The organism is Neisseria weaveri, assembly GCF_900638685.1.
GTDB classification, from domain to species: Bacteria; Pseudomonadota; Gammaproteobacteria; order Burkholderiales; family Neisseriaceae; genus Neisseria; species Neisseria weaveri.
This window is the reverse complement of record NZ_LR134533.1, coordinates 1,656,616-1,683,391: the sequence shown is the minus strand read 5'-3', so window position 1 is coordinate 1,683,391 and position 26,776 is coordinate 1,656,616. Positions and strand designations below refer to the sequence as shown.

30 protein-coding genes and 1 tRNA gene are annotated in these 26,776 nt (G+C 51.2%); 5 read left to right on the top strand and 26 right to left on the bottom strand.

Annotated elements, in window-relative coordinates; genetic code table 11:
* Positions 1–145 precede the first annotated feature (145 nt).
* Positions 146–221, top strand: a tRNA-Glu gene (locus EL309_RS08160).
* A gap of 223 nt (positions 222–444) precedes the next feature.
* Here EL309_RS08160 and EL309_RS08155 read toward each other — a convergent pair.
* From EL309_RS08155 to EL309_RS08090, 14 genes are all read right to left on the bottom strand, one after another.
* On the bottom strand, positions 445–1,269 hold the full coding sequence (locus tag EL309_RS08155; RefSeq protein ID WP_004283520.1) for an undecaprenyl-diphosphate phosphatase: 825 nt from the start codon (positions 1,267–1,269) through the stop codon (positions 445–447).
* Between the two features lie 145 nt (positions 1,270–1,414).
* Positions 1,415–2,116, bottom strand: a complete 702-nt coding sequence (locus EL309_RS08150; RefSeq protein ID WP_004283519.1) for a thiol:disulfide interchange protein DsbA/DsbL — start codon at positions 2,114–2,116, stop codon at positions 1,415–1,417.
* A 16-nt stretch (positions 2,117–2,132) separates the two neighbouring features.
* The gene (locus tag EL309_RS08145) at positions 2,133–2,909 is read right to left on the bottom strand and encodes an SPOR domain-containing protein (protein WP_004283517.1); all 777 of its coding nucleotides are present in this window, start codon (positions 2,907–2,909) and stop codon (positions 2,133–2,135) included.
* A 118-nt stretch (positions 2,910–3,027) separates the two neighbouring features.
* Complete coding sequence (locus tag EL309_RS08140; RefSeq protein WP_004283516.1) at positions 3,028–4,524, bottom strand: YifB family Mg chelatase-like AAA ATPase; 1,497 nt, start codon at positions 4,522–4,524, stop codon at positions 3,028–3,030.
* Between the two features lie 13 nt (positions 4,525–4,537).
* Positions 4,538–4,882, bottom strand: coding sequence for an accessory factor UbiK family protein (locus EL309_RS08135; RefSeq protein ID WP_004283514.1), 345 nt, complete (start codon positions 4,880–4,882; stop codon positions 4,538–4,540).
* A 119-nt stretch (positions 4,883–5,001) separates the two neighbouring features.
* Complete coding sequence (locus EL309_RS08130; RefSeq protein WP_172795956.1) at positions 5,002–5,430, bottom strand: hypothetical protein; 429 nt, start codon at positions 5,428–5,430, stop codon at positions 5,002–5,004.
* A gap of 2 nt (positions 5,431–5,432) precedes the next feature.
* A complete protein-coding gene (locus EL309_RS08125) occupies positions 5,433–6,236 on the bottom strand; it encodes an NUDIX domain-containing protein (protein WP_040669714.1) in 804 nt (267 codons plus the stop codon).
* Between the two features lie 33 nt (positions 6,237–6,269).
* On the bottom strand, positions 6,270–8,279 hold the full coding sequence (locus tag EL309_RS08120) for an LTA synthase family protein (RefSeq protein WP_004283511.1): 2,010 nt from the start codon (positions 8,277–8,279) through the stop codon (positions 6,270–6,272).
* 55 nt (positions 8,280–8,334) lie between these two features.
* Complete coding sequence (gene acpS, locus EL309_RS08115; RefSeq protein ID WP_004283510.1) at positions 8,335–8,712, bottom strand: holo-ACP synthase; 378 nt, start codon at positions 8,710–8,712, stop codon at positions 8,335–8,337.
* Between the two features lie 39 nt (positions 8,713–8,751).
* On the bottom strand, positions 8,752–9,483 hold the full coding sequence (gene pdxJ / locus EL309_RS08110) for a pyridoxine 5'-phosphate synthase (protein WP_004283509.1): 732 nt from the start codon (positions 9,481–9,483) through the stop codon (positions 8,752–8,754).
* Between the two features lie 80 nt (positions 9,484–9,563).
* Positions 9,564–10,307, bottom strand: a complete 744-nt coding sequence (recO, locus tag EL309_RS08105) for a DNA repair protein RecO (protein WP_004283508.1) — start codon at positions 10,305–10,307, stop codon at positions 9,564–9,566.
* A 119-nt stretch (positions 10,308–10,426) separates the two neighbouring features.
* Positions 10,427–11,818, bottom strand: a complete 1,392-nt coding sequence (locus tag EL309_RS08100) for a TolC family protein (protein WP_040669723.1) — start codon at positions 11,816–11,818, stop codon at positions 10,427–10,429.
* Positions 11,819–11,928: 110 nt separating this feature from the next.
* Entirely contained in the window at positions 11,929–13,869 is a 1,941-nt protein-coding gene (locus tag EL309_RS08095) for a MacB family efflux pump subunit (RefSeq protein WP_004283506.1), read from the bottom strand.
* 22 nt (positions 13,870–13,891) lie between these two features.
* Positions 13,892–15,055: an efflux RND transporter periplasmic adaptor subunit gene (locus EL309_RS08090; RefSeq protein ID WP_004283505.1), complete on the bottom strand. Its 1,164-nt coding sequence runs from the start codon at positions 15,053–15,055 to the stop codon at positions 13,892–13,894.
* A gap of 364 nt (positions 15,056–15,419) precedes the next feature.
* Between EL309_RS08090 and EL309_RS08085 the strand changes: the two genes are divergently transcribed.
* Positions 15,420–15,881, top strand: a complete 462-nt coding sequence (locus EL309_RS08085; RefSeq protein WP_004283503.1) for a type IV pilin protein — start codon at positions 15,420–15,422, stop codon at positions 15,879–15,881.
* A 104-nt stretch (positions 15,882–15,985) separates the two neighbouring features.
* Positions 15,986–16,807, top strand: a complete 822-nt coding sequence (gene serB, locus EL309_RS08080) for a phosphoserine phosphatase SerB (protein ID WP_004283502.1) — start codon at positions 15,986–15,988, stop codon at positions 16,805–16,807.
* A 148-nt stretch (positions 16,808–16,955) separates the two neighbouring features.
* Here the strand turns inward: serB and EL309_RS08075 are convergent, their stop codons facing one another.
* From EL309_RS08075 to EL309_RS08020, 12 genes are all read right to left on the bottom strand, one after another.
* Positions 16,956–17,975 (bottom strand): pseudouridine synthase, encoded by a 1,020-nt coding sequence (locus EL309_RS08075; protein ID WP_004283501.1) that lies wholly within the window; start codon positions 17,973–17,975, stop codon positions 16,956–16,958.
* Positions 17,976–18,067: 92 nt separating this feature from the next.
* The gene (locus tag EL309_RS08070; protein WP_036494500.1) at positions 18,068–18,286 is read right to left on the bottom strand and encodes a hypothetical protein; all 219 of its coding nucleotides are present in this window, start codon (positions 18,284–18,286) and stop codon (positions 18,068–18,070) included.
* A gap of 115 nt (positions 18,287–18,401) precedes the next feature.
* Entirely contained in the window at positions 18,402–19,019 is a 618-nt protein-coding gene (scpB, locus tag EL309_RS08065) for an SMC-Scp complex subunit ScpB (protein WP_004283500.1), read from the bottom strand.
* 73 nt (positions 19,020–19,092) lie between these two features.
* A complete protein-coding gene (locus tag EL309_RS08060) occupies positions 19,093–20,067 on the bottom strand; it encodes a GIY-YIG nuclease family protein (RefSeq protein WP_050793674.1) in 975 nt (324 codons plus the stop codon).
* A 76-nt stretch (positions 20,068–20,143) separates the two neighbouring features.
* Positions 20,144–20,482 carry a hypothetical protein gene (locus EL309_RS08055; protein WP_040669712.1) on the bottom strand — a complete coding sequence of 113 codons (339 nt, stop codon included), beginning with the start codon at positions 20,480–20,482 and terminating at the stop codon, positions 20,144–20,146.
* A 113-nt stretch (positions 20,483–20,595) separates the two neighbouring features.
* A complete protein-coding gene (locus EL309_RS08050; RefSeq protein WP_004283494.1) occupies positions 20,596–20,928 on the bottom strand; it encodes a hypothetical protein in 333 nt (110 codons plus the stop codon).
* A 133-nt stretch (positions 20,929–21,061) separates the two neighbouring features.
* A complete protein-coding gene (gene ylqF, locus EL309_RS08045; RefSeq protein WP_040669710.1) occupies positions 21,062–22,006 on the bottom strand; it encodes a ribosome biogenesis GTPase YlqF in 945 nt (314 codons plus the stop codon).
* A gap of 231 nt (positions 22,007–22,237) precedes the next feature.
* Entirely contained in the window at positions 22,238–23,092 is an 855-nt protein-coding gene (gene rapZ, locus EL309_RS08040) for an RNase adapter RapZ (protein WP_036494497.1), read from the bottom strand.
* On the bottom strand, positions 23,073–24,035 hold the full coding sequence (hprK, locus tag EL309_RS08035; protein ID WP_004283485.1) for an HPr(Ser) kinase/phosphatase: 963 nt from the start codon (positions 24,033–24,035) through the stop codon (positions 23,073–23,075). Before hprK ends, rapZ begins: the two co-directional genes overlap by 20 nt.
* Before the next feature lie 2 nt (positions 24,036–24,037).
* Positions 24,038–24,487: a PTS IIA-like nitrogen regulatory protein PtsN gene (gene ptsN / locus EL309_RS08030; RefSeq protein WP_004283483.1), complete on the bottom strand. Its 450-nt coding sequence runs from the start codon at positions 24,485–24,487 to the stop codon at positions 24,038–24,040.
* A 139-nt stretch (positions 24,488–24,626) separates the two neighbouring features.
* Positions 24,627–25,532, bottom strand: a complete 906-nt coding sequence (ubiA, locus tag EL309_RS08025) for a 4-hydroxybenzoate octaprenyltransferase (RefSeq protein WP_040669708.1) — start codon at positions 25,530–25,532, stop codon at positions 24,627–24,629.
* Positions 25,533–25,652: 120 nt separating this feature from the next.
* Positions 25,653–26,162 (bottom strand): chorismate--pyruvate lyase family protein, encoded by a 510-nt coding sequence (locus EL309_RS08020; RefSeq protein ID WP_004283479.1) that lies wholly within the window; start codon positions 26,160–26,162, stop codon positions 25,653–25,655.
* Between the two features lie 121 nt (positions 26,163–26,283).
* Between EL309_RS08020 and EL309_RS08015 the strand changes: the two genes are divergently transcribed.
* Both EL309_RS08015 and ykgO read left to right on the top strand, forming a co-directional pair.
* Entirely contained in the window at positions 26,284–26,559 is a 276-nt protein-coding gene (locus EL309_RS08015; RefSeq protein ID WP_004283475.1) for a type B 50S ribosomal protein L31, read from the top strand.
* A gap of 1 nt (position 26,560) precedes the next feature.
* On the top strand, positions 26,561–26,686 hold the full coding sequence (gene ykgO, locus EL309_RS08010; protein ID WP_004283474.1) for a type B 50S ribosomal protein L36: 126 nt from the start codon (positions 26,561–26,563) through the stop codon (positions 26,684–26,686).
* The last annotated feature ends 90 nt before the right edge of the window (positions 26,687–26,776 follow it).

The following is a 26,776-nucleotide window of genomic DNA, read 5'->3' as shown; positions in this document are numbered from 1 at the left end:
TGCCGCCAATCCCAGCCGTAAAACCGAAAAACACGCGCCGATTCAAACAAATTTTCTTTTCATAGAAAACATATACATAAAAGCCCAAACCGCCGAATCTGTTGACGAAACGTCAAGGTTAACCTATAGTTACGCACTTCCGTAAGCGCCCATCGTCTAGAGGCCTAGGACATCGCCCTTTCACGGCGGTAACCGGGGTTCGAATCCCCGTGGGCGTGCCAGTTTGCAAAAATCCCTTAAGATAAAACTTAAGGGATTTTTATTTTCCGCGTGCTTATTTTGATTTGCCGAAGCAGTACCGCCAAGCTTTCCGACACGAAACCATTAAATTGATTACGACCACACAATAAAAAGACCTTTCCGGTTAAACCACATCGGAAAGGCCGTCTGAAAAATAAACCTGCTGTTGATTCAAAAAACAAACCATAAAAGCTTAGACTTTTCTCAACTGTTCCACTCAACCCAACCCATTGCCCAAGTCAGTAAAATCAAACCGCCGAAAACAATACGGTAATAAGCAAACGGAACATAATTCTTAGCAGAAACAAATTTCAACAACGCTTTTACCGCCAGCAAGCCTGCCACAAAGGCAGCAACAAAACCAACGACAATCAAGCCGATATCTTGGGCGCTGAATAATTTGTAATGCTTCAACACATCATAAGTCGTCGCCGCAATCATAACCGGAACCGCCAAGAAAAAGGAAAATTCCGTTGCTACCTTTCTCTCCAAACCCCACAACATGCCGCCCATAATGGTGCTGCCTGAACGCGAAGTACCGGGAACCAGTGCGAAAATCTGAGCGCACCCCACCACCAAAGCATCACGGATACGCATATCATCGACATTGGTTACCTTCGGTTTGCGGGTGGTTTGACGACGCTCGACCCATAAAATAAAGAATCCGCCCAAAATCAAAGCGGCGGCCACCGTAATCGGATTAAACAAAAAAGTTTTAATCTGCTTGCTGAATAACAAGCCGACAACGGCAGCAGGAATAAAGGCAACAGCCAAATTCAACACAAAGCGGTTCACCTTTTGATCGCGCCCGATATGGCTGACTACATGAGTAAACCGCTTACGGTATTCAAAAATAACCGCCAACACCGCACCGAGCTGAATGGCGATTTCAAAAACTTTGCCATTGCTGTGGAAATTCAACAAATCCCCAATCACAATCAAATGTCCTGTACTGGAAATAGGCAAAAACTCGGTCAAACCTTCAACAATGCCTAAAATCAGCGCCTTAAACAATAAAACAATATCCATATATTCTTCACAAACCGTTAATCGATATTACTTATCCGAAGCACAAGACTCCTGCCGAAACGAATATCTGTGCAAATTATTTTCAGACGGCCTGAAACTTAAAAAGTTCAGGCAGCCCTCAGGCTGCCTGAAACACGGTTTTCAATTACTTGTTGGCGGACTTGGCCAGCCATGCACCTTTGCTTTTCAGTACGGCAGCAGGCTTGGCCGCGGCACTTTTCAAACCTTTTTCTTCGCGAACTTTGGCAACCAGTTCATCAATGGTTTTCATGCCCGATTGCCAATCGCCCGAAAATTTCACCTGATATTTACCACCGACAATAACGGTAGGGGTGCCGGAAATCTGGTAGGCATTGGTCAACTCTTCCATTTTTTTTGCTTGCGCCATATTACCGAAAGAGTCATAAGCGGCAACCAGTTTTTTACCGTCAAAACTACTTTGCTTTTCCGCCCATTCTTTAAAAGTTGCCGTATCGGCCAAGTTGATTTTTTGATCGTATACAGCCTTAAATACTTCGGGATTAGCCTGATATTTCAAGCCCGAACTGTTTACCGCCGCAGCAACACGGGCAAAACCCAACATGGCCGGCTCCCAAACCACATGTTCGGTACGAAGATAAGTGTCATCGGCAAAAGATTGGGCATGCTTCAGCAGAATCGGATCAAGATGGTAGCAATGTACACAGAAATAACCGAAAAACTCCAATACTTCTACCTTATCCGACTGCAACTGAGGAACCGGTTTGTCCAGCACGGTATAGTCTTTGCCTTCCACGACCGCCGCATGCGCCTGAGCCGTTACGGTCAATGCCGCCAAAGTGCCCAATAATAATGTTTTTAATTTCATCGTTTATCTTCCTAAATTATTTTACCGAACGGGAAAAGCTTTCTATGCCGTTCTGCTTCAAAGTTTGCTGTACTTTTTTGGCGGCATCGCCGTCAAGTTGGCCGCTTTGTACGCGGTAAGTGGTTTTGCCGTTCACTTGTGCTTCCGACACTCTGGCTGCCACTCCGAGCAAAGCCAATTCGGCACGGCGCTCTTCCGCAGCAGAACGTGCGGCAAACGACCCCATCTGTACCACGACTTTTCCGCCTGAAGATGCCGATTGCGCTGATTTTTTAGCCGCTTCCGCTTTCTTGGCTTCCGCAGCCGCTTGTTCTCTGGCTTTTTCGATGCTGCCGCTTTCCAAAATCTGTTCCGGTGTCGGCTTCACTTGTTTTTCAGGCTGTTTAACCGGTTTATCCGCTTTCTTCTCTTCCTGCTTTACGGCAGGTTTTTTCGGTTGCGGCTTCACTTCCTGCTTGGCCTGTTCCGCAGGCTTATCGGTTTGAACTACTGCGGGAGGAACCAAATCTTCAGATTTTTCCGATGTTTGCGCCTCTCCGCCTACAATATCCAAGCCTTCTTCGCTCGGCAGCAACTCGTCATCCGGTAAAGGATCAAATGCTTGCGGTTCTACTGTTTTCGGCGTCAGAATTTCCGGAGCAGGCAATTCTTTTGCCGGTGGAATATCGTTTTTAAACGCTTTTTTATTGCTCTGATTTAAGAAAAATAAAATACCGGCAATCACAACCGTGGCGATAAACAAGCCCAACATAAATCCCGTCAGGCCCTTACCGAACTGTTTTTTTGCATTCATAAAAAGATACCCCTAAAGTCTTATTCTGTCGGATTCCGCATAAGGCCGTCTGAAAATACGGCGGCCCGAACCCGTTTGGTGGATTTTATCAACATCTGTTTCTTTGGGCAAAACACACTTACAAAGCCCGACGAAAACTTACCGCCCGTAACACATGCTGACGCAATACATCATTGTCCCCGTTTAAATCGGCCAATGTTCTGGCAACGCGCATAATGCGGTGGAAGCTTCTGGCCGACAACGACAGCTTCTCCAGCAGTTCGCCCAAAGCATTGGCCGCTTCGCGTGTAATCCGCGCCTGTTCGTCCAACTCCGTCACGCTTAAATCGGCATTGGTTTTTGCCTGCCGTTGATACTGTCTTTCCCTGGCCTCGGCTACCCGCTTCAAAACTGCTGCGCTGCCCTCGCCCGGTTGCTGCTGAACCAGTTCTGAAGCCGACAAACTCGGTACTTCGACAATCAAATCGATTCTGTCGAGCAAAGGGCCGGAAATTTTGTTGCGGTAACGGGCAATGCTCTCGGGCGTACACCGGCACGGTTTGACTGCATGCCCCAAATAACCGCAAGGGCAAGGGTTCATCGCAGCTACCAATTGAAATTTAGCCGGATACACCACTTGTTTGGCGGCACGGGAAATATGGATTTCTCCATTTTCCAAAGGTTCCCGCAACACTTCCAATACTTTGCGGTCGAATTCGGGCAACTCGTCCAAAAACAATATGCCGCGGTGCGCCAACGAAATCTCTCCGGGTCTGGGATCCGAACCGCCGCCGACCATTGCCGCCGGACTGGCGCTATGATGCGGTGAGCGGAAAGGTCTGCGCGTATCGCGTGTCTGCATATGCTCCGGCAGCAGCGAACGCAGCGACCAGACTTCCATCAGCTCCTGACCGTTCAAAGGCGGCAAAATACCCGGCAATCTTTGCGACAGCATAGATTTGCCGGTTCCGGGCGGCCCTATCATCAGCAGACTGTGTCCGCCTGCTGCGGCAATTTCCAAAGCCAGACGCGCGGTATGCTGTCCTTTGACATCGCATAAATCAGGCAATGGCCGTTCCGCTTCCATATGCAGCGGAAAGGCCGTCTGAATTTTTGCCAACGGTTCGACGGCATTCAGATGGGCGGCAACCTGCCCCAAGCTCTCTGCACCGTAAATTTCCGCACCTTCCATCAAGGCGGCTTGAGCGGCGTTACCTTCGGGCAAAACAAACGCCCTACCGGCCTGCATGCCTTGCAGAACCATCGCTAACGCGCCCCTGACCGGCCGGAGCAATCCCGATAAAGCCAACTCGCCGGCAAATTCGTAATGGGCAAGCTGCTCGCCGGAAATTTGACCCGAAGCAGCCAAAATACCGATGGCAATCGGCAGGTCAAACCGGCCGGATTCTTTAGGCAAGTCGGCCGGAGCAAGGTTGACGGTAATTTTTTTGGCCGGAAAATCAAATCCGCTTTGAATAATTGCCGCACGCACGCGGTCGCGGCTTTCTTTCACTTCGGTATCGGGAAGGCCGACGATATTGAAAGCAGGAAGGCCGTTGGCCAGATGGGCTTCCACCTCGACCAACGGCGCATTCATACCGCTTAAGGCACGGCTGTAAACAACGGCTAAAGACATGAATCAACCGGTTTTATTCTGTTTTTTCAGACGGCTCTGCAACGGCTTCGGCAGCCGCTTCTACGGTTTCGTTTGCTTGGGTACCGGCGGCTGCCTCCAGCTTCGCCAGTCTGGCTTCCAGTTCCGCCAGTCTGGCTTCCAGTTCCGCCAGTCTGGCTTCCAGTTCCGCCAGTTTGGTACGGGTTTTGATCAAAACCTGTTGTTGGATATCAAACTCTTCGCGCGTAATCAGATCCATGCGGTTGAACGCACTGCCCAACATGGCTTTCACGTTTTTTTCCATATCTTTGGCCGGGCTGTTGGCAATGGTTTCGCCTAATTTGGCCGATACTTCTTCGAATAATTTTTTACCGATCATGGTGATATTCCTTATTGGTGGGATGAGTGCATTGTATAGTGAATCATGCCGTCTGAAAACAATTTGCCTGCCTGCATTTTTTCAGACGGCCTCAGTTTGCCGCATAGCGTCCAAACCGCTTATTTGGCGGTAAAGGCCGTCTGAAAAACCGCACCGCCGATGGATAAATCGGCAAGGTAATCGCTGCGGTTTTGGACGCATACCGGCAAACGTATCTGCTCGGCCGACCATACGCCGTTGCCTTTGTCCGTCAAGCGGTAGCGGTTGAAACCCATATCCATGTTTTTCATGGAAAAGCTCACGGTCACTTCCTGAATATGATCGGGAACATTGCGCAGCACAATCTCAAACGGTGCTTTGGCGGCCACCGTGTCGCTGAATTTGACTTCGACACCGTTGGGCAATACGCAGCCTTGATGCACATTACAGGCCGATATTTCCTGAACCTTGGCCTGCTTGCCCTGCCACCAATACAAAGCCCCCAATTTGACGGCGGCAAATCCGATCAGCAATACCGCCGCCAACATCATTTTTCCGGATTTCTGCATCATCACACCTGTTCCGTTTCCACGCCTTCCACCAGCGTATGCGCTCCGGCCTGCAGCCAGATTTCGCCGTACCGCCGCAGTAAGTCTGCCGGTGCATACACCACCAGCGGAATGGGCACGCCTTCAGCCAATACCTGCGTTATTTCCTCCGCAGCCTGTTCGTTGCCGACCTGCCAAACGGCAACGTCGGCATCCCGTACTTCCTGCCACTGCTGCCTGTGTTTAATGACAACCCAAACGCTGCCGGGTCTGCCGTTTTCCGTCCGCACCGACCATTCCCGAGCGGTAAACAGAATATTGCCGTCATCTTCTCCTGCATCAGCAAGCGGCACAACACGGTATGCACCCATCGCGTTTTCGCCAACCAATCCTTTTTTCAGACGGCCTCTGAGTTTGTCCGGCACGGACAATGCTTTCAATAAAGGGCCGTTCGCAGGCAACATCGGCGATACGGTAAAATCGCCCGCTTTTTGCCAAGACCACTTTTGTCTCTCTTTGGCCTGAAGCTCGCCCGACCAGCCGTCTGCTTCCACACGCAAAAAACGCAAATGCACCAAAGCGTGCTCGTAAGCATGGATTTTGGTCAGCCACGGACGCGCCCGATGGATTTCTATACCGAGTTCTTCTTCGAATTCGCGCTTTAACGCATCCAGCTCGCTTTCGCCCGGCTCGATTTTACCGCCGGCAAACTCCCAATATCCGGCATAAGGTTTGCCTTCGGGCCGCGAAGACAGCAAATATTCGCCCTCACGGTTTAATACCACCCCGGCAACAACGCGCACCAAAGGACGTTTGTCTTCAACCATATCTTTCTTTCCGTTTTGTTGTTTGCGGCACAATCATTTGCCGGGCGCTGTGGCCATACGGTTAGTCAGCCACGATAAAAATGCGCCGTAATGTTTACTTTTTTCCACGCTCAAGCGCACATCTTCGGGAATTTCAGACGGCCTTGCCGCCACCTGCAAACCCTGTTCCATAACGTAATACTGCTGGGTTCGCAAGTCGTACATACCTTTGGGAAACAGTGCCACTTCGGCATTGTAGCCGTAGCCGCACCACGGATTGCCTGAGAAACCGGCATCGTCAGACAGCATATTGCAGCCGGTACGGTAATAAGGCTGACCCGACAGGCTGAATTCATACAGCGTCGGCATAATGTCTTTGTGCGAACCGACACGTTCGGCACGGTACACCGCCTGTCCGCGATACTGTTGCGGCACATACAGATAAAACGGAACGGCATGCCCCAAAGCGGCTTCCGAAATATCGGGATAACCGATACCGCGGATATTGTGGTCGCCCGTTGCTGCCACAATCGTATTGCCGACTTTTTTCGCCGAATCAATAAAATCGCCCAAAGCATTGTTGGCATAGCGGTAAGTGTTGAACACTTCGTTCATGTTTTCCATCTGCGAAAAGCGGCGGCGTTCTTCATCGCTGAAAACATATTGGCTGCGTGCGCCGGTGGCCGGCAACTTATACGGCGGATGATGCGTAATCGACATCATCATAATGAATACCGGCTCACGATCCTGCTCCGCTTTCTGCAAGCGGTCTGCGGCATAGCGGAACATATATTCGTCGGGCACGCCCCAAGCAAAGGTTTCCGCATCGGGATACAGTTCGCGCAAACGGTTTTCGTCTACAAATTCATGCACGCCCAAATGCTTGGTAAAGCGGTCGAAATCACGCCAACCGCCGTTACCTGCGGTTAGATACACCACTTTGTAGCCTGCTTCCAGATAAGGCGTAAACATATTGGTCGGGAAAAATTTACTTTTAGCCGCACTTTGGCTCAGGTTGTTATACGGGCTGCGTATAAAAAGACGGTGCAGACTGTCGGATGTGCCGTCTCCTTCCGAAACAAAACGGTGGAACACCCAATCATTTTGGAAATGACTGCGCAAACTGCCCAACAAATCCCGTTGCGGACTGTCCAGTTGCAGCATATGGCCGCTCATACTTTCCATCACCGCCAATACCACATTCGGCCTACCGGCCGCAGCCGCCGCATTTTCGGGCGTAAGCACCTTCAATTCATTGAAATCAGCCGAAGCAGCTTCCCTGCCCAACATGGTGCCGAACAGCTTCCTGCCGCTTTCATCGTCTACAACTTCAAAAATCTGACTGTTGCGGTATTCGCTGACAGCCCAAGACAACGAAGTCAGCCCGTTTGGAACCAGCTTGTTCAACACTGCCTGCGTAGAAATCTGTGCCGACGATTGGCGCAACGGAAACTTACCTAAAGAACCGCGTATCCCCAATGTCAATCCGGCCACCAAACCCACAACCAACAAGACATTAGAGATAACAAGGCCGTCTGAAAATTTTGCCCTGTCCAACCTGCCGTGCAGCTTGGAAAACAACGCTTTGAGCGCCCAGACCAAAACCGCCAAACCAAGCAGGCCCCACACAACGGGATAGTCCTGCCAAATGGTTTTCAAAACCGCAACCGTGTCTTCTTCAACCAAACCGAATACAAAAACATCAAACTGGCGGTCGTACACCGAGTAATAAAACACATTCACCACCGACAATGCCGCCACCGAAACCAGCAGCAAAGCCAACAGATACGGCGTAATCCCGGCCACCCATGCCAACACCCGGCGGTGCAGCAACGCCAACAACGCAGGCAGCACGGCAACGGCGGTCAGAATCGAGCTGATTTTGATGTCGAACAACAAACCTTTCAGCAACAAAGCCGACACATCCGCCGCATAATCGGAACGCATTTGCGCTTCGGTATACCGAAACAGCAGATACAGGCGCGACGACATCAATACGCCGACCGACAACGCCCAAAACACCAGCCATTCCACGCACAACTTGCGAAACAACGAAAACTTCATCCTTTTTCCCAATCCGCTTCATGAAACAAGGCCGTTTTCAGACGGCCTTCCGGTCTTATTTTTCCGCTACCGCGAAAGCGACAACCGAATCGTCCTCATCGCTCATACTCAAATGCACATAGCGGATATTGCGCTCGTGCAGCCACAATTGCAGCGCAGGCTCGTAAATAAAATCGGGCTTGCCCAAATCCGTATGGCCGACGCTGATATTGCGGAACGACACCGCACCGCGGATGCCGGTTCCCACTGCTTTGGCAAATGCCTCTTTGGCGGCAAAACGCTTGGCCAGAAAATTCACCTGCCGGCCGGCCTGCTCAAACTCCAGCAGCTCGTAACGGCTCAATATACGCTCGGCAAATGCCCGGCCGTATTTTTTATATAGTTTGTCGATACGGTCCAAAGCAACAATATCGGTTCCGATTCCGTAAATCACATTTTCTCCTCAAATCGGCCGCCCGCAGGCGGCCGAGTATCAATAAGGCTGCATACGCGCCTTAAACATCGCTTCCTTCATTTGCCGGATGGCTTCGGGCAAACCGAGAAACACGGCTTGCGAAATCAGCGAATGGCCGATATTCAATTCTTCAATGGCCAAAATACGCGCCACCGGCGCCACATTGTGGATGGTCAAACCGTGTCCTGCATTGACCACCAAGCCCAAATCGTTGGCAAAATGCGCGTTTTCTTCGATACCGGCCAGCAAACGCTGACGCTGCTGCGGATTCCGGGCTTCGGCATACGCACCGGTGTGCAGTTCGATTACGGGTGCGCCGACATCTTTGGCCGCCTGAATCTGGTCGGCATCGGCATCGATAAACAGGGAAACGCGGATACCGGCATCGGTAAGCTGCTTGGTAAACCCGGCAATTTTCTGCTGCTGTGCCAGCACGTCCAAACCGCCTTCGGTGGTTACCTCCTGACGCTTCTCCGGCACGATGCACACATCTTGCGGCATCACGTTCAAAGCGTTTTCCAACATTTCTTCGGTCAATGCCATTTCCAGATTCATACGCGTGCGGATGGCGTTTTTAATGGCGAATACATCGTCGTCTTTGATATGGCGGCGGTCTTCGCGCAGATGCAGCGTAATCAGATCCGCACCGTGCGTTTCCGCAATCAAGGCGGCTTCGAGCGGACTCGGATAGCTGGTGCCGCGTGCGTTGCGCAACGTGGCGACGTGATCGATATTGACACCTAAAAGCATGGTCGTTCCTTAAAGTCTGTCGTGTTTCAAAATAATGTTTTTTTCAGACGGCCTTTGCTTATCCGGCCGATATTGATTCATCAGGCCGTCTGAAAAAGCTGCATCTGCTGCAAAACCTGCCGCGACTTAATCCCGGCAGGCAGATAAAAATCGAGAAACATCCGCGTAATCTGCAAGGCCTGCTGCAAAGCCGTGCCGCTTGCAAACACGCCTGCGTCCAGCTGCGCCAACACGTCGCCGTCCACCGCGATACCGCCCTCGCTCAAAACGGCGGCATTGACCTGCCGCATAGGCATCACAGGGTGTTGCGGACTCAGCCAATAAGGCTGTCCGGCTTCGATGGCAAGGCCGTCTGAATCTTGTTTCAAATCAGGTGCCAAACCCAATTCCGACAAAAGCGTCCATTCGAAACGGCGTAACGCGGCAATATGGTCGGCTTCGCAACATACGGCCTGCATCACAGTATAAAGCGCGTCATACAGCTGGGGATGGGCATCTTCGCGCGCGGTCATTTTATACACCAGCTCGTTGATATACAGTCCGCTGAACAAAGCCCGGCCTTTCGGCTGCGGCCAACCGCCCAACCATTCGGCACGGTGCAGGGTTTTCAGTTCCTGACTGCCGTACCACGACGCACTCACCGGCACAAACGGCATCAACACGCCGCGCAGCTCGCTCTGCCTTTTACGCGCACTGCGCGCCAACAAGGCCACTCTGCCGTATTCGCGGCTGAAAACTTCCAAGCGCAAGCTGCTCTCGCGCCACGGTGTGGCGGTCAGCAAAAAAACGGGTTCGTGATTGATGCGGCGGCTGCGGTCGGACATAGTAGGGATAATGATGGAAACCGGCCTCGATTATACTGCATTTGCCAAGCGCATACCCAAACACTCTGCCAATCTATCAAAAAAGGCCGTCTGAATTTTCAGACGGCCTCTCCGCATGCTTAAGGCTGTTCGGCACGGTGGCGGTAACGCCCGGCCATCGCTTTATACACCATGCTTTCCTGCTTCAGCAGTTCGTAACGGCGGCTGAGCAGGTTTTGCTGCGCGGCATATTCGCTGTTCAACGCAGACAACCGGTCTTTCAACTCGGCCTTGCCGTGACGGTAGCGCGCTTCGTAATAGCGGCTGTTTTCCTTATCCAAGCGGTAACGCTGCTCGGCCTGCTGCAAAACGGTACGCGCATAACGGTATTTGGCGTAATAACCGTCGACCTCGTTTAAGGCTGCCGTCAGCGTTTTTTCGAAATTCAGGCGCGCGGTATCGAAATTGGCTTCGGCAGTTTTGCTTTCCCATTTCAGCGTTTTCCAATCCAAAAACGGCAAGCTCACTTTTACCGTTCCGCCCAGCAGCGGCACATCGAACATGGTTTTTGCCTTGTCGGACGCAGAACTCAGGCTCAAACCCAAACTGATGCCGGGATACCAATTGCGCTTCTGCGCCTCCCATCCTGCCGATGCCGCATTCAAACGGTATTCGGCCGCCCTGACATCAGGACGGTTGCCCAAAACATTTAACGGCACATCCAAATCCACACCGGCCGGTTCGGTCAGGCGGAAATATTCGGGGTCGGCGGCCAACGGTTCATTCGGCTTCAGGTTCAGCAGATTGCGCAATACCGTTAAAACACTGTCGCGGCTGTTTGACAACGACAATACCGTATTTTGCGCGCCCAACAGAGCCTGTTCGGCTTGAACCGCAGATGCGGACGACGTTTTGCCGTGCCGGTATTTGCTTTGCGCGATACCGAGAATCTGCCGGTGGTGCGCCGCTTCTTTGCGCGCGGCGGTTAAGGCTTCGTTCAGATAAGCAATATTCCAATAAGCATCGGCGACATTATTCACTAAAGCCAAACGGGCTTCCGCCAAATCCTGCCCGCCCGCCTGCACTTCCCACACCTGCGCGTCGGTTTTCATCCGCAGCTTGCGCCACAAATCCAATTCATAGCTCAAACCGAGCTGGCTGCTGAAGTTCTTGCTCTCCGTGCCATTGTCCAAGTGATGCGATACCGAAGCACCCAAAGACGCATTCACCGAAGGAACCAGCCCCGCCCCCAAAATATTGGCCTGATACAGCGTTTTGTTTACCGACAAAGCGGCTTTTTTCAAATCGATATTATTGGCCAAGGCTTGGGCAATCAAAGCATTCAAACGCTCATCGCCGTAAGCCTGCCACCATTCTTCATCAATACGGTACAGAGCCTCACGCTCACTGTCGGCGATCATGCCTGCCGTTAACGCCTTATTTTCAACAGGATACTGCGGTACGGCACACGCACCGACTGCAGACAGCATTAAGCACAAACAGGCCGTCTGAAAAAAATGTTTGCTTTGCATGGTTTGCATAAACGGAATTCCGACAATATTTTTTCAGACGGCCTCTGCGGCAAACCCAGCCGAAGCAAAAGGCCGTCTGAAAACTTCGAATAATGAATAAATAAAACGGCTTAATCGTGTGCCAACGCTTCAATCGGATTCAGCCGCGAAGCACGGTCGGCAGGCATAAAGCCGAACACCACGCCGATCAAGGTCGAACAGGCCACCGCCCCCAATACCGACCAAACCGACAAACGCATGGCAAAATCGGTAACAAACTGATTAAACAATACGCTGATTCCGGCCGAAAGCAGAATGCCGGCCAAACCGCCGATCAAGCAAATTAAGACGGCCTCAATCAAAAACTGCTGCAAAATATTGGAACGCCGCGCTCCAATCGCCATACGCACGCCGATTTCCTTGGTCCGCTCGGTCACCGACACCAGCATAATGTTCATCACGCCGATACCGCCGACCACCAACGAAATCAGCGCAATACTGGAAATCAGCAGCGTCATCGTGCCCGTCGTACTTTCCACCGTCTGCTTGATGCTGTCGCTGCTCTGCATGAAAAAATCTTTAGTGCCGTGGCGCGCCGTCAGCAGCTCGGTCAAACCGCTTTCCGCCGCCGCCGAATCCGCATCGTCTTTAATCCGCACGATAATCGTATTGGTATGGCTTTCGCCCGTGATTTGGTGCATAACCGTGGTATAAGGCGCAAACAGCTGCAAGGTATCCGAACCCCCGCCGAACATATTGTTTTCCGGCTGCAATACCCCGACCACCAACAACGGCCGTTTTCTAAACAACACCACTTTGCCCAAAGGGTCTTCGCCTTCGCCGAACAGCTTGTTTTTGGTGTTTTGATCAATCACCACCACCTGCGCGTCTTCTTTTACATTGTCGGCATCAAACAGCCTGCCCGACTCCAGCTTCAAACCGCGCACATCGAAATATTCGCTGCCCACCCCGTACAAACGCGCACTCAAATCGGTATTGCGGTAAGTCAGCGTTCCGCCAGAAGAAGTCTGCGGCGTCACATTTTCCACATAGGCCTGCTGTGCCAAAACCTGAGCATCTTCAATCGTCAGCGTTTTAATCCGCATCGAGCGGCGGTCGCCGAAACCCCTGCCGGGATAAATGCTGATGGTGTTCGTGCCCATCGCATTGATGTCCGACAGGATTTTTTCCTGCGAACCCTTGCCCAACGCCACCACCGAAACCACGGCGGCAATGCCGATAATGATTCCGAGCATGGTCAGCAGCGAGCGCATTTTATGCGCCACCACCGCCTGAACCGACATTTTCAACGCCTCGACAAACTGGTCGTAATAAAACGACCACGAAGGCTCTTCGTTCAAGCCGTGCCGCACACCCATTTTTTCCACATCGGCTTTGCTGTTGTCGGCGATAATCCGTCCGTCGCTGATTTCAATCACCCGATTGGCATGAGCGGCAATTTTCGGATCATGCGTGACCATAATCACGGTATGCCCCTGCCGGTGCAGGCCGTGAATCACTTCCATCACATTTTCGCCGCTTTTACTGTCCAACGCGCCGGTCGGCTCGTCGGCCAAAATAATCTCGCCTCCGTTCATCAACGCGCGGGCAATCGAAACCCGTTGCTGCTGGCCGCCTGAAAGCTCGTTCGGCCTATTGTTTTCCTTACCGGCCAAACCGAAATCGTGCAGCAGCTTTTCCGCACGTTCAACACGGCGCGACGGCGGCATACCGGCATATACCGCAGGCAATGCCACATTGTCGCGTGCGTTCAGGGAATTTAATAAGTTGTAGCGTTGGAAAATAAAACCGAACCGCTGCCGCCGCAAACCGGCCAATTCGTCCGGCTGCATCTGCGCCGTTTCGATGCCGTCTATGCGGTAAGAGCCGGAAGAAGCTGCATCCAAGCAGCCGAGAATATTCATCAAGGTGGATTTTCCCGAACCCGATTGGCCGATAATGGCGACAAAATCGCCCTTCTTAATCGACAACGACACGTCTTTCAAAACGTGAACACGGTTTTCGCCGCTGCCGAAATAGCGGTTGATATGTTTACACTCGATTAAGTCCATCGTATTTACGCCTTTCCCTGCCTTACATCGGCGGCATACGGCGCTGGTCATTGTTTTCAGACGGCATATTCTCCGACACTACAACTTTCTCGCCTTCTTTCAATCCGCTTTTCACTTCGATATTCATGCTGTCGCGCAAACCGGTTTGAATTTCCCGCTCCACCGCCTTGCCGTCCTCTCCGACCACGCGTACAAACGATTTTCCTCCGCGTTTTTTCACCGCCAGATTAGGCACGGCCAACACTTGGTCGGCGCGGCTGATTTCAATGGTATTTTGCGTTGTCATACCGATGGAAAGCTGCCCGTCACGGTTCGGTACGAGCGCGCGCGCATAATAATACACCGCCGTATCGGTGGTATCGGTTTTTTTGCTGTAACTGCCTTGCGATAAAGTCGTCAACCCGGGATCCACCGTATCCAATACCGCCTCAACCGGCGTATCCGGCTCGGATAAAATGGTAAACGACACTTTCTGCCCGGCTTTCACTTTGGTGACATCGCCTTCGGCAATCTGCATTTTGTTCAACATCACCGTCAAATCGGCCAGCTGGATAATGGTCGGTGCGGTTTGGTTGGCATTCACGGTCTGACCTTCCTCCACCGTTACCGACACCACCGTTCCGTCCATCGGAGCGCTGATACGCGTATAGCCGAGATCGGCTTCGGCAGTATTAATCGCAATCTGCGTCTGTTTGATTTGCGACTGCAGCTCGGTAATTTTGGCTTTGGCCGAGGCCAATGCCCCTTCCGCATCTTCCAGCTCGGCTTTAGACGTAGCATTTTCCGACCACAACGCCCGCTCGCGGCGGTAGGCACGTTCGGCATTGCCCAACGCAATCCGTGCCGAAGCCAGCTGCGCGCGGAAAGTTTCCAATTTTGCCTGATTGCTGCTGAGCGCGTTCACTTGCGTCGTCGAATCGATTTCTGCAATCAAATCGCCTTTTTTCACCGTTTGACCGAGCTTGACATACAGTTTTTTAATCTGCCCCGAGGCCTGCGCCCCCACGTCGACCAACTGCCCCGCGCTGATTTCGCCCGTCGCGCGAACCGTACGGCGTATCTCGCCGCGTTTCACCGTTTCAGTCAGATAAACTGCTTTTTCTTCAGGTTTGAAGAGCTGCCAACCGCCCCACACCGCCAACGCGGCCACCAATAACACTATGATCCACTTCACCAGCTTTTTCATTTTCGAAATCTATCCGTTTCCAAACCGTTGATGCCGTTTTTTTCAGACGGCCTGATAGTCAATGTTGTAAATATGTATCGTAAAAACCGTGTAAGTGTACTGCAAGCAAGCCGCCGCTCCAAGCCCGCACACTACCGCAATACAATTTAAATCTTTGAATCCTATACACAATAAAACTGCGGATTTACACATAAAAACCAAGATTTACTCGCTGATTCAGCCACTCCGCCGCCTGCACAACTTACCCGAAAACACGCCGCACGCCGGCGCATATCGGGCATTTTCCCCTACGCCCACACTTTGACACCGCCGCCATCTTTACGGATACTTACGGCAAAACCACAACAATATAAGGGAAAACATAATGAACAAGCATCAAACACAAGGCTTCTCACTGATCGAACTGATGATTGCCGTTGCCGTACTCGCCATCATCGCCGTCGTCGCCATTCCGACCTACGACCAATACACCCGTCATGCGCGTTTAAAACACGCCCAAGCCGCCCTGCTGGAAAACGCCCACGCTATGGAACGCTTCTACGCTCAAAACCAGAGCTTCACCCAAGATTCCGGCACATGGGCCGAACTGCCGATAACCGAAACCGCCGACTTCTGTATCCGCCCCCAAGGCAATCCGAAAGGTGCCGATGAAGACAGCTTTACCTTGACAGCGGTAGCCAAAGACAAAAACAAAGAACCCAGAGTATTGAAAATCGACGAATCGCTTTCTTTCAGCATTTGCGACTCTTCCACACTCAGCTGCGGCAGTTCGGATTCTTACTTCAGCGGTAACAATACAGACCAAAACTGCACCACATTCAACTAAATTTTTTCAGACGGCCTCGGCAATCAGAGCCGCAACCGAAGTTAAGTTTACGGGCAATATCTTATATAATCGCCCTTTCCATTTAGCAAAGGCCGTCTGAAAAAATGCAGTCCACTCTGATTTTCCAACACCCCGACATCGCCGCCTGCACCCTGCCCGACCTGCCCGGATTAACACGAAACACGCACACCGCCCGCGCAGCGGTAGCAGAAGGCTTCGCACTGCAACCGTCCGAACAGGCGCAGCTCCGCAGCCAGCACATCGACCATGCCGTTCTGCCCGATATGGCTTTTTCAGAATTGGGGCTGATTGTCAGCGATATGGACTCCACCCTGATCACCATCGAATGTATCGACGAAATCGCCGCCGGTGCCGGCTTAAAAGACCAAGTCGCCGAAATTACCGAACGATCCATGCGCGGCGAATTGGATTTTGAACAATCGCTGCGCCAACGCGTCGGCCTGTTGAAAGGTTTGGACGAAAAATTCCTGCAAGACGTTTACGACCACGTTTTGCAGCTTTCGCCCGGTGCCGAATACCTGCTGGAAGAGTGCAAAAAACACCAAGTCAAATTCATGCTGGTGTCCGGAGGTTTCACCTTCTTTACCGAACGCCTGCAAAAACGGCTCGGTCTCGACTACCAATACGCCAACGTTTTGGAAACCGCCGACGGCAAACTGACCGGCCGTCTGCTCGGACGCATTATCGACGCACGCGCCAAAGCCGATTTACTGATCCAACACCGCACCCTGCTCGACTTGGAGAAACACCAAGTTTTAGCGATGGGCGACGGCGCCAACGACATTCCCATGCTGGAAGAAGCCGGTATCGGTATCGCCTACCGCGCCAAACCCAAAGCACAGGAACATGCCGATGCCAGTATCCATTTTCACGGCTTGGAAGCCGTACGCGGTTGGTTTAGATAAATACTTCCCAACATTGTAAAAAGGCCGTCTGAAAAATTTCAGACGGCCTTTTTTTCCAAACATCAAGCCGGCACCACATTCGCAGCCGCCGATATCCTGTTTAAATACCGACTCACTGCCGAGACGACAATCCGTTTCCAAACCGGATTTATTTGCGGCGGCGGTTTCCCGGCAACGACATACCTGCCCATTTCATAATGTTGGCGACTTCGGCCGGATTCAGTTCGTAAAACTGGCCGCGTTTCAAGCGGTTCGGCAGGCCGATGGGGCCGAAGCCGACGCGCACCAACCGGCTTACGGTAAAGCCTTGGCTCTCGAAAATACGGCGCACTTCGCGGTTGCGGCCTTCTTTGATTACCACGTTATACCATTTGTTGGCACCCTCGCCGCCCTGCTCGTAGATGCGTTCCACTTTGGCCAAACCGTCTTCCAGCATCACGCCTTCTTCCGTGAGCATTTTCATCTGTTCGGTGGAAAGCTCGCCCAGCACGCGCACGGCGTATTCGCGCTCGACTTCAAAGCTGGGGTGGGAGAAGCGGTTGACCAGTTCGCCTGATGTGGTCAGGATCAACAGGCCGCTGGTGTTGATGTCCAAACGGCCGATGGCCACCCAACGGCTGCTGGCGGCTTGCGGCAGGCGGTCGAAAATGCTCACTCGGCCTTGCGGGTCGTCGCGCGAGACAATTTCGCCTTCTTGCTTGTAATAGAGAATAATGCGCGGCAGGCGGTCGGGCCATTTGAGCTTGATTACGTTGCCTTTCACGGTAACTTGGTCGTCGGGCGAAACTTTGTCGCCAAGCCGGGCGGTTTTGCCGTTAACAGTAACCAAGCCCTGCGTAATCCAGTCTTCCATTTCACGGCGCGAACCCACGCCCGATGCGGCAAGGGCTTTTTGCAGGCGCACCGGCTCGAAACTGTCTAAATCAACGCGTTTTTCTTTCAAATCGCGGGCGCGTTCCATGATTTTTTGATTGGGATTGCGCACCACCAGTTTTTTGGCGCGGGAAGCCTGCGTTTTCGGCGCGGCAGGTTTGCCTGCGGCTTCTTTTACGCCTGTTTTATTCTTAAGGCCGTCTGAAAACTTGCCTGTATTTTTGCGGGCAGCCGTTTTCTTGGCCGGTGCGCCGTCGCGCAATTCACGTTTGCTTGAGATTTTTTTGGTGTTCACTAGAGTCTCCTAACGCATTTTCCTGAAAGGAAAACGGTTCTTCTGCGGCTTTGGCGGCAGGATGGGTTGTTAAAAATAGATAAGGACGGGTTTCAGACGGCCTTTATATCTGTGAGGCCGTCTGAAATTAATTCAGCCGTAGGTCGGATACTTGTATCCGACAAACAATGGTATTCGGCGATTCTGTCGGATTCGAGAATCCGACCTACTGCTTCTTCTGCAAAAGTACCGTCATACTCGGGCTTGACCCGAGTATCTTTTAGCTTAGAGAGATGCGGGATACTCGGGTCAAGCCCGAGTATGACGGGCATATCGTTTTTTTCAAGTAAGGCCGTCTGAAATTAATTCAGCCGTAGGTCGGATACTTGTATCCGACAAGCAATGGTATTCGGTGATTTTGTCGGATACAAGAATCCGACCTACCCGTTAATTTAATATGGGCGGTTCGGAAAGCAGCTCGGTTTGCCCGGCTTCTGTTTCTTCCTCGCCGCTTTCGGCAGGCTCGATTAAATCGGGCAATACCAGTTCGCCCAATTCGGTGAGCGGCGGCAGTTCTTCTAAACTTTCCAACTGCAAATCGCTTAAAAACACATTGGTCGTCGCCCATAAAGCGGGGCGGCCGATGGAATCGCGGTGGCCGATAACCTCAATCCAACCGCGGTCTTGCAGCGTCTGCATTACGTTTTGCGATACCGCTACGCCGCGTATGCCTTCGATATCGCCGCGCGTAACCGGCTGCTGGTAGGCGATAATCGCCAGCGTTTCCATCACCGCACGCGAATAGCGCGGCGCACGCTGCTCCTGCAAACTGCCCAACCGCTCGAATGCGGCTTGGGCAATCTGAAAACGCCAGCCTTCATGCGTGTGCACCAACTGCAAAGCACGGTTTTGCCAGCGGGTTTTTAAGTTCGCCAGCACATCAATCAGCTTGTCGGGTGACAATGGCGGCACACACAGCTCGCGCATGGTCTTTTCGCTGAGCGGTTCGGTTTGAGTAAGCAGCGCGGCTTCGATAAGCGCGTCGGGGGGGATTTTGTCGGTCATGGTGCGGTGTATGGTAGTTTTCAGACGGCCTGATATAGCGTTAAAAGTATGGTTTAGTGTGGTTGGTTTAGGCTTATTTTTTACGGTAGGTTTCATCTAAAGTTAAACCACGTTCCGTACGCCAATATTGCCAACCGTTACGATTGTTGCCCAGCACCAATGCTGCGGCCATACTCGGGCTGGCACATAGTTGTTCTGACTGTAAAACATAAAAATCGGGATCTTTACTGTCTGCCAAAAAGTCGCTTGCGAGCCATTGTTGGTAAACTTCTTTCCAGCCGGGAGGCAATGTTTCAGAAATCTTTCGATAAATCATCGTGCCTTCAAGCAACAAAATTTGCTTTGTTTCTACATTAAACAGACCCTTCCCGCGTAAGATTTTATCTCTACTTCGGCAGAATACCGTAACAGTCCTGCCTGTCCATGTATTAGGAATTGAATATTCGTTTATTTCGTTTATATTGTCTTCAGACGGCTTCTCTTGCACAGGCGGAATTTCAAGTTGGGCTGTTGCTTCAAGCATTGCCTCTACTTTAATAATAGGCTTTTGTTTTTCAGTAAAAAAATCCTGATTCAATACCGCCAGTAATGTGTCGATTTCATCAAAAATATTTTCGCAGTCGGAACGAATGGAGTCATGTAAATGACGGTGGGTGTTACCGGCCGTACCATTTTCTAACGAAAATCTGCCTGCGACTTGAGCATGTTCGATAGCCGTTTTTTCTAAGCAATATAAATGATCGAGGGTTCGAAAATCATTGTTTAATACAACAATAAAAGCGCGCTGCCAAAACGTTTTAGCTTTGTCATGTTGTTTAATACGCGTACTTAAATCCGCCGTTTCGCCGACATAAAGCTGATTCCCTCCAACTAGAAAATAAATACCCATACCTCCCGCTTCTTCCATCTCGTAAAAAAGATGTAAGTCGGTACGAGGGATTTCAATCAGGCGAATATTACTGTTACTGGTGCGTTCAACTTTACGGATTCCGCGCGGGTTTCCTGAAGGCAGAAAAATCCTAATGGTTTGGGAACGTGGTTTAGACATGATAGGCAGTTTAATATTTTCGTCAAATAAACAGATTATTTTTCAGACAGGCCGTCTGAAAGCTGAAATAAAATAATTAATCTTTCTCCTGCAATACCTTAAACCCGCGTTTTTCAGCTTTACTTTTGTCTTTTGTATCAATCGTGTAAACATTGACGTTGCCGGTTAATCCGCCGCATACAGCGGGGAACATCACACCTTGCAGGCTGTGTGCTTCCGCGGCATAGACTTGGATGCCGTTCAATTCACTCAGCATGGCTTGAGGGCTGATGCCGCCGCCGTAGCATTGCTGCGAGCCATTGTGTTTATAGACTTGGATGTACGCGGTTTTCGGCACATTCGGGCTGTTGGAAGCGGCACAGGCACTTAGAGCAACAAGGGCGGTCAGTAAGGCGTTGCAGGTCATCGGTTTCATGGCGGTGCTTTCGATAATGCTCGACGGATTTTACCGTGTGCTTGCGAGCTGCGGGCATAACGGTTTTCAGACGGCCTTTTAGGGCAGCAGAATGGTCAGGCCGTCTGAAAAGATTATTGCGGTGTTGGGGGCAATACTTTAAACCCGCGCTTTTCAGCTTCGCTTCTATCTTTCGTTTCAATCGTGTAAACGTTGATGGTGCCGGTATCGCCTCCGCATACTTCGGGGTAGGCTTTGTCTGAAAGCTCGCTTTTTTCCGCCGCATAAACGCGGATGCCTTGCAGTTCTTTCTGCATGTCGGCGGGGCTGGTACCTGCTTCGCACTGGCGGGAACCGTCGTGCTTGTACACTTGAATACGGCTTTCATGGCTGCCGCCGGTTGTGGGCAAGCAGGCGGTCAGTGATAAAGCGGCTACCGCCAAGACGCTGCGGAAAACGGTTTTCATAATGCACTCCTTCGGTAAGTTGGATTGCGGTCGGGCTGCGTGGGGCGGGCATCTTTACCCGCCGTCGGTTTCCATTTTAATGCAAGGCAAACAGTTGTCGGAAGCCTTGGGCAGGGACGCGTACCCCGGTGTTTTATTCTTTTTCAGACGGCCTTTGTCCCTTGCGTTCCGCTTTTCTGGCTTCGCGGGCGGCTTTCAATTCGGCTTCTTTCTGTTTGGCTGTTTTGAGCCATGCTTCCCATTGGTTCGGTGTTTCGAGCGTGATTCTGCCGATGTGGCCGTCGCGGAAATCGGTAAGGATGTTTTCGGCGGCTTTTTGGTAGTTGATGCGTCCGCCGCTTAATACGGCTCCGCGTTTTTTGGCGATCCATTCGAGCCATTCGGTGTCGTTCCAATGGCTGCTGGGGTCTTTGTCGGCTTGGTAACGTGCCTGCAACAGGGGCAGGTAGTGGCGGCGCAGGTAGTCGAGCAGTTCGAGGGCGACTTCTTCTTCGTCGAGTGCGTTGCGGCCTACGGCACCGCTGGCGGCGAGGTTGTAGCCGCTTTCTTCTACGATGATTTTCGGCCACAGCATGCCGGGGGTGTCGTAGAGCCAGAAGTCGTCGGCGAGAAACAGGCGTTGTTCGGCTTTGGTGATGCCGGGTTCGTTGCCGGTTTTGGCGGATTTTTTGCCGATCATGCCGTTTATCAGGGTGGATTTGCCGACGTTGGGGATGCCGCAGATGAGTACGCGCAGGGGTTTGTCGATGCCGCCGCGGTTGGGCATCATGTTGCGGCAGGCGCGGGTGATTTTGGCGGTGGCACCTTGCTCGGAAGAGTCGAGGGCGATGGCTTGGGTGTCGGGCTTGTTGTTGTAGTAATCGAGCCAAACGGCGGTGCGTTCGGGGTCGGCAAGGTCTTGTTTGTTGAGGATTTTGAGCTTGGGTTTGCCGCGCGAAAGTTGTGCCAGCAGGGGATTTTCGCTGGAGGCGGGCAGGCGGGCATCGAGCATTTCAATCACCATATCAATGCTTTTGATGCGCTCGGCGATGGCTTTTTTCGCCTTGTTCATGTGGCCGGGAAACCATTGGATTGCCATAATGTTTTGCTCTTTATATCGCTATGGATAGCAAATGGGTTTGCTATGGGTATTTGTTTTGCGGGGAGGCCGTCTGAAAATAGATGCTTAGCTGAAAAATTTTATCGCTAATGTTTTCAGGCAGCCTTTCTTCGGGCTGCCTGAATAAGATGCTTCGAATTATAGCATATTGTTTTATCAACGGCTTTTGGATTTTTCAGACGGCCTGCCACATGGAGGCCGTCTGAAAAATCAGCGGCCGGATAAATTATCTGCCTGTCTGTGTCTAACCAACAATTCGTATCGGCCTTGCAGGCGTTGCGCCAAACGCTCGACCAAATAGACCGAACGGTGCCGTCCGCCCGTACAGCCTATGCCGATGGTTACATAACTTCTGCTTTCAACCTGCATACGCGGCAACCAACGGTTAATGAATTGCTCAATATCTTCAAGCATCTCTTGAGCCAAAGGTTGTGCGTCCAAATAATCCTGAATCGGTTTTTCCATGCCGTTGAAATGGCGCAATTCCAAATCGTAATAGGGATTCGGCAGACTTCTGACATCAAACAGAAAATCGGCATTGCTGGGCGTGCCGTATTTAAAACCGAACGATTCCAAAATCACCAACAAACCTTGCCGCTCGATTTGCAGCCATTTTTGCACGCTATAACGGAGTTGCTGGGCATTCATTTTAGAAGTGTCGATACAGTAGGCCATATCGCGCAATGGAAATAGCCAAGAGCGTTCTTTCTGAATCCCCTCTAACAGGGTCATATCCTGACCGGACAAAGGATGGCAGCGCCTTGTTTCCGAAAAACGGCGCACCAACACGCTTTCATCGGCTTCCAAAAACAGCAAATCAACCTGATGGCCTTCCCTGCGCAGATATTCCATCTGCTCCTGAGCCTGTTTGATATCGATGCGCGAGCGGACATCCACGCTCACGCCCAGCTCGGAAACCGAGCCTTTGTCGATATGGTGCTTCACCAATTCCGGCAGCATTTCAACCGGAAGATTGTCGACGCAATAATAGCCGACGTCTTCCAAAAGCCTCAACGCGACAGACTTTCCGGAGCCTGAAAGTCCGCTAATCAATATTATTTTCATGGTTGAGTTCGTCTTCTTTCAACATGGTTTGATGGCGTTCCAAAAATTCTTTGGTACTGTCTTTGCCGCGCAGCTGCAAAATATAGTTGCGTACAGCCGCTTCTACCAATACGGCCAAGTTTCGGCCGATGGCAACGGGAAGCGTGACAGATCTTATGTTCACATTCAGAATGGATTCCGTCTCAGTACGGATACTCAAACGGTCAAGCTGTTTCATATAGTCGTCATCGGCAGCGACCAAATGAATAATCAATTGCAGGATTTTCTTCGGGCGAATGGAAGTTTCACCGAAAATATGCCGGATATTCAACACACCCAAACCGCGCACTTCCAAAAAATCACGCAGCATGGTCGGACAGCGGCCGGTAAGCGTTTCCGGCCCTGTTCGGTGCAGTTCGACGGCATCATCGGCAACCAAACTGTGTCCGCGCGAAATCAGCTCCAAAGCCAACTCGCTTTTACCCAAACCCGACTGGCCGGTAATCAATACGCCGATTTCAAACACATCGAGAAACACACCGTGTTTTACCGTAGACACCGCCAATACGCGCTGCAGGTAAATCCGTAACACATCCATCAGATACGGACTTTCCAGCTTCGAAGTCAGCAACGGAACATTATGCGTATGGCAATAGTCGCGCAAAATCGGCTGAACCGGCAGGCCATTGGCCACAATCACCAAAGCCATCGAGGAATCAAACAGCTCTTCAAAACGGTAATTGATTTCACCCGACTCCAACCGCTTTAAATATTCGACTTCCGCCACCCCCAAAACCTGAACCTGATTGGGATGGATAAAATTCAAATGGCCGACCAGCGCCAAAACGGGCTTATCGGCCTCTACGCCGATACGGTTGTCCGCACCGGCCGTTCCCACCGCCCAAGCCAACTGGAGTTTCTGCTGATTATCCTGATAAAGGCGGCGGACTGAAATACTGGGCATGATTATTCGTCGCTAAGCAAACGTTGCACCTCTTCCGCACTCGTTGCGTGGGCCAAGGCTTCCCGTACTGCTTTTTGGGAAAATCTGCCTGCCAGCTTGGACAACACTTCCAAATGTTCACCGGTAGCATTTTCCGGAACCAGCAAAACAAAAATCAGGGATACGGGTTTACCGTCGGGCGCATCAAAAGAAACCGGTTCTTTCGTACGGATAAAAGCACCAACCGCTTTTTTTACCGAAGCATGACGACCGTGAGGAATCGCAACGCCCTGCCCCAAACCGGTCGTTCCCAGTTTTTCACGGGCAAACAGACATTCGAATACATCGGAACGGGCCAAACCAGCTTCGTTCTCCAGCAACAAACCTGCCTGTTCGAAAACACGTTTTTTACTGCTTACTTCCAAGTCCAACACAATATGCGACAAGGGCAAAATTTCGCCGATCAGGCTCATATATTTTCTCTTTAAAAAGTAAGAAAAACAGGGGGGAATTGTACCTACTGTTATCCTAAATCTCAATTACTGCCGAAAATTTTACATTGGTATCCGATATCCAAAGACAAAATATCCGAATACTTTTGAAAACAACAGATTACAGCACGATATATAGATAATGGGCGGCAATACCGGCAAACCAAGCCAAGCCAATACGGTTGTTGTTGAGAAAGTTTATGAAACAGACGGCGCGGTTTCGGCTCTTGATTTCACGATATTGGCGTATCTGCCAATACACCACCACAGGTACTACCAACCAAAACGGCCAAGTCGCATCAATGATACCGCCCAAAACCAGCATCAGCACCGTAAACCAAAAATGGCTGAGCATAATGGCGGCAATATCGTATTCTCCAAATGTAACCGCAGAAGTCCGAATACCGATTTTCAGATCATCTTCTTTGTCTACCATGGCATAGATCGTATCGTAGGCCAACGTCCACAAAGCATTGGCTACAAAAATCAGCCAGGCAACAGGCGGCACGCTTCCCGTTACTGCAGCAAACGCCATCGGAATACCAAACGAAAAAGCCAAACCCAAATACAGTTGCGGCAGAGGGAAAAAGCGCTTGGTAAAGGGATAAGTTACCGCCAAAAATAAAGCGGGAAGGCTCATCAGCCAAGTTTTTTGATTCAAGGGAATCAGGCACAACGCCGCCAACAAACACAAAATCAGCAGCAGCAGCAATGCTTCGGCAACCGTGACGCTTCCTGTGGCAAACGGTCTGCGATTGGTCCGCTCTACCGAACCGTCGATTTTCCGGTCGGCCAAATCGTTCACGACACAGCCTGCGCTGCGCATCAAAAACGTACCGAAACAAAAAGCCAAAAGTATTGTCCAATCAGGAAAGCCTTCGGACGCCACCCACAAAGCCCACAAAGTCGGCCATAGCAGCAGCAATGTGCCGATAGGCTTATCCACGCGCATCAACTGCCCGTAGACCTCCAGCCGGTCTGCCGCATGTTCGGGCAGACATTGATGTAAATATTTTCTGATATTCATCGTGTTAGTGCTTTACCTTGCCGGCAAACTGATTGAAAAACCAAACTGTCCGACCGGAGCAAACCAGCCATGCGGACGGAGGGCGATTATACCACCAAAATTTTCACCGCCATGCCGTCTTTATTTCAAATAGTCGGACAATGCGGGAAGGAAACATTCTACCAAACCCAATTTCTGCCCCGACAATTCAAAGAAAGAACGGCGGGCGGCAACAAAAAGACCGATTTCACCCTCAAGCCTCCCCCCGGGCAGATATTCGAATGCAGAACGCTGCAACGGTAACGAACCGTCAAATAAACGTTCGCCCAAAGGGCGCGTACCGCAGTTTAAAATTTCCTGCCAAATATGAGCGGAAGGCAGGCACAGGCTGCGCGCCCACACGACAGGCGTGCCGTCCAAACACAAACAGACGTCCCTGCCGAACCATTGCTGCTGCCATTCCGGCCATCCGTCTGCCAACAGGCTGTCTGCACCCAACCGTCCTAAATGCAGTACAGAAACGGAAAAGCCGTATCCCGATTCTTTCAAACCGGCAGTCAGCGATTGACACTGCAAAAGCTGCCTGACCGGCTCGGAAATTCCAGCAAGCCGGGTTTCTTCCTGCTTCTGCCATAAAAACGTATTGTTCATAATATCCGTGCCGTCTGAAAAATTTCAGACGGCATCCTTTTTATCCGTATCAAAATTCATTTGATAACAATTATCATATACTATATAATTGTTACACTATAACATACCAAAGGATAGTGCAATGAAACCGAATTTACACCCTGAAAACTACCGCACCGTTTTGTTTTTCGACAGCAGTGCCAACGAAGGCTGGCTGATCCGCTCCTGCGCGGATACGCACGGTAAAACCATGGTTTGGACCGACGGTCAGGAATATCCTGTTTTCATGCTGGATACTTCTTCGGCTTCCCATCCCGTATACACGGGCAAACAGCGCGAATACAACAATGAAGGGCGCGCCAGCAAGTTCAACCAACGCTATCAATCTATGATGAACTCTTTCAAAAAGGATAGGTAATATGCAGGTATTGTCTTCACTCAAATCTGCCAAAAAGCGCCACCGCGATTGCCAAATCGTCCGCCGCAAAGGCAAAGTTTATGTTATCTGCAAAAGCAATCCGCGCTTTAAAGCAAGACAGCGCTAAAATGCTTTACCCACCGGCCTTTGGGCCGGTTTTTCATGACTCAAGCCTGTTCAAACCGCTTAGCCGGCACAACTGATTTTTCAGACGGCC

What these genes read in the sequence shown, in the direction of transcription:
- EL309_RS08145 (WP_004283517.1), bottom strand. Translation starts at nt 2,909, where the DNA reads ATGAATGCAAAAAAACAGTTCGGTAAGGGCCTGACGGGATTTATGTTG.
- EL309_RS08070 (WP_036494500.1), bottom strand. Translation starts at nt 18,286, where the DNA reads ATGCCCGTCATACTCGGGCTTGACCCGAGTATCCCGCATCTCTCTAAG.
- recO (WP_004283508.1), bottom strand. Translation starts at nt 10,307, where the DNA reads ATGTCCGACCGCAGCCGCCGCATCAATCACGAACCCGTTTTTTTGCTG.
- scpB (WP_004283500.1), bottom strand. Translation starts at nt 19,019, where the DNA reads ATGACCGACAAAATCCCCCCCGACGCGCTTATCGAAGCCGCGCTGCTT.
- EL309_RS08155 (WP_004283520.1), bottom strand. Translation starts at nt 1,269, where the DNA reads ATGGATATTGTTTTATTGTTTAAGGCGCTGATTTTAGGCATTGTTGAA.
- EL309_RS08125 (WP_040669714.1), bottom strand. Translation starts at nt 6,236, where the DNA reads ATGGTTGAAGACAAACGTCCTTTGGTGCGCGTTGTTGCCGGGGTGGTA.
- ykgO (WP_004283474.1), top strand. Translation starts at nt 26,561, where the DNA reads ATGCAGGTATTGTCTTCACTCAAATCTGCCAAAAAGCGCCACCGCGAT.
- serB (WP_004283502.1), top strand. Translation starts at nt 15,986, where the DNA reads ATGCAGTCCACTCTGATTTTCCAACACCCCGACATCGCCGCCTGCACC.
- EL309_RS08090 (WP_004283505.1), bottom strand. Translation starts at nt 15,055, where the DNA reads ATGAAAAAGCTGGTGAAGTGGATCATAGTGTTATTGGTGGCCGCGTTG.
- EL309_RS08015 (WP_004283475.1), top strand. Translation starts at nt 26,284, where the DNA reads ATGAAACCGAATTTACACCCTGAAAACTACCGCACCGTTTTGTTTTTC.
- EL309_RS08020 (WP_004283479.1), bottom strand. Translation starts at nt 26,162, where the DNA reads ATGAACAATACGTTTTTATGGCAGAAGCAGGAAGAAACCCGGCTTGCT.
- ylqF (WP_040669710.1), bottom strand. Translation starts at nt 22,006, where the DNA reads ATGGCAATCCAATGGTTTCCCGGCCACATGAACAAGGCGAAAAAAGCC.
- EL309_RS08140 (WP_004283516.1), bottom strand. Translation starts at nt 4,524, where the DNA reads ATGTCTTTAGCCGTTGTTTACAGCCGTGCCTTAAGCGGTATGAATGCG.
- hprK (WP_004283485.1), bottom strand. Translation starts at nt 24,035, where the DNA reads ATGCCCAGTATTTCAGTCCGCCGCCTTTATCAGGATAATCAGCAGAAA.
- EL309_RS08095 (WP_004283506.1), bottom strand. Translation starts at nt 13,869, where the DNA reads ATGGACTTAATCGAGTGTAAACATATCAACCGCTATTTCGGCAGCGGC.
- EL309_RS08135 (WP_004283514.1), bottom strand. Translation starts at nt 4,882, where the DNA reads ATGATCGGTAAAAAATTATTCGAAGAAGTATCGGCCAAATTAGGCGAA.
- EL309_RS08050 (WP_004283494.1), bottom strand. Translation starts at nt 20,928, where the DNA reads ATGAAAACCGTTTTCCGCAGCGTCTTGGCGGTAGCCGCTTTATCACTG.
- ubiA (WP_040669708.1), bottom strand. Translation starts at nt 25,532, where the DNA reads ATGAATATCAGAAAATATTTACATCAATGTCTGCCCGAACATGCGGCA.
- EL309_RS08150 (WP_004283519.1), bottom strand. Translation starts at nt 2,116, where the DNA reads ATGAAATTAAAAACATTATTATTGGGCACTTTGGCGGCATTGACCGTA.
- EL309_RS08060 (WP_050793674.1), bottom strand. Translation starts at nt 20,067, where the DNA reads ATGTCTAAACCACGTTCCCAAACCATTAGGATTTTTCTGCCTTCAGGA.
- ptsN (WP_004283483.1), bottom strand. Translation starts at nt 24,487, where the DNA reads ATGAGCCTGATCGGCGAAATTTTGCCCTTGTCGCATATTGTGTTGGAC.
- EL309_RS08085 (WP_004283503.1), top strand. Translation starts at nt 15,420, where the DNA reads ATGAACAAGCATCAAACACAAGGCTTCTCACTGATCGAACTGATGATT.
- EL309_RS08055 (WP_040669712.1), bottom strand. Translation starts at nt 20,482, where the DNA reads ATGAAACCGATGACCTGCAACGCCTTACTGACCGCCCTTGTTGCTCTA.
- rapZ (WP_036494497.1), bottom strand. Translation starts at nt 23,092, where the DNA reads ATGAAAATAATATTGATTAGCGGACTTTCAGGCTCCGGAAAGTCTGTC.
- EL309_RS08100 (WP_040669723.1), bottom strand. Translation starts at nt 11,818, where the DNA reads ATGCAAAGCAAACATTTTTTTCAGACGGCCTGTTTGTGCTTAATGCTG.
- EL309_RS08120 (WP_004283511.1), bottom strand. Translation starts at nt 8,279, where the DNA reads ATGAAGTTTTCGTTGTTTCGCAAGTTGTGCGTGGAATGGCTGGTGTTT.
- EL309_RS08130 (WP_172795956.1), bottom strand. Translation starts at nt 5,430, where the DNA reads ATGCAGAAATCCGGAAAAATGATGTTGGCGGCGGTATTGCTGATCGGA.
- pdxJ (WP_004283509.1), bottom strand. Translation starts at nt 9,483, where the DNA reads ATGCTTTTAGGTGTCAATATCGATCACGTCGCCACGTTGCGCAACGCA.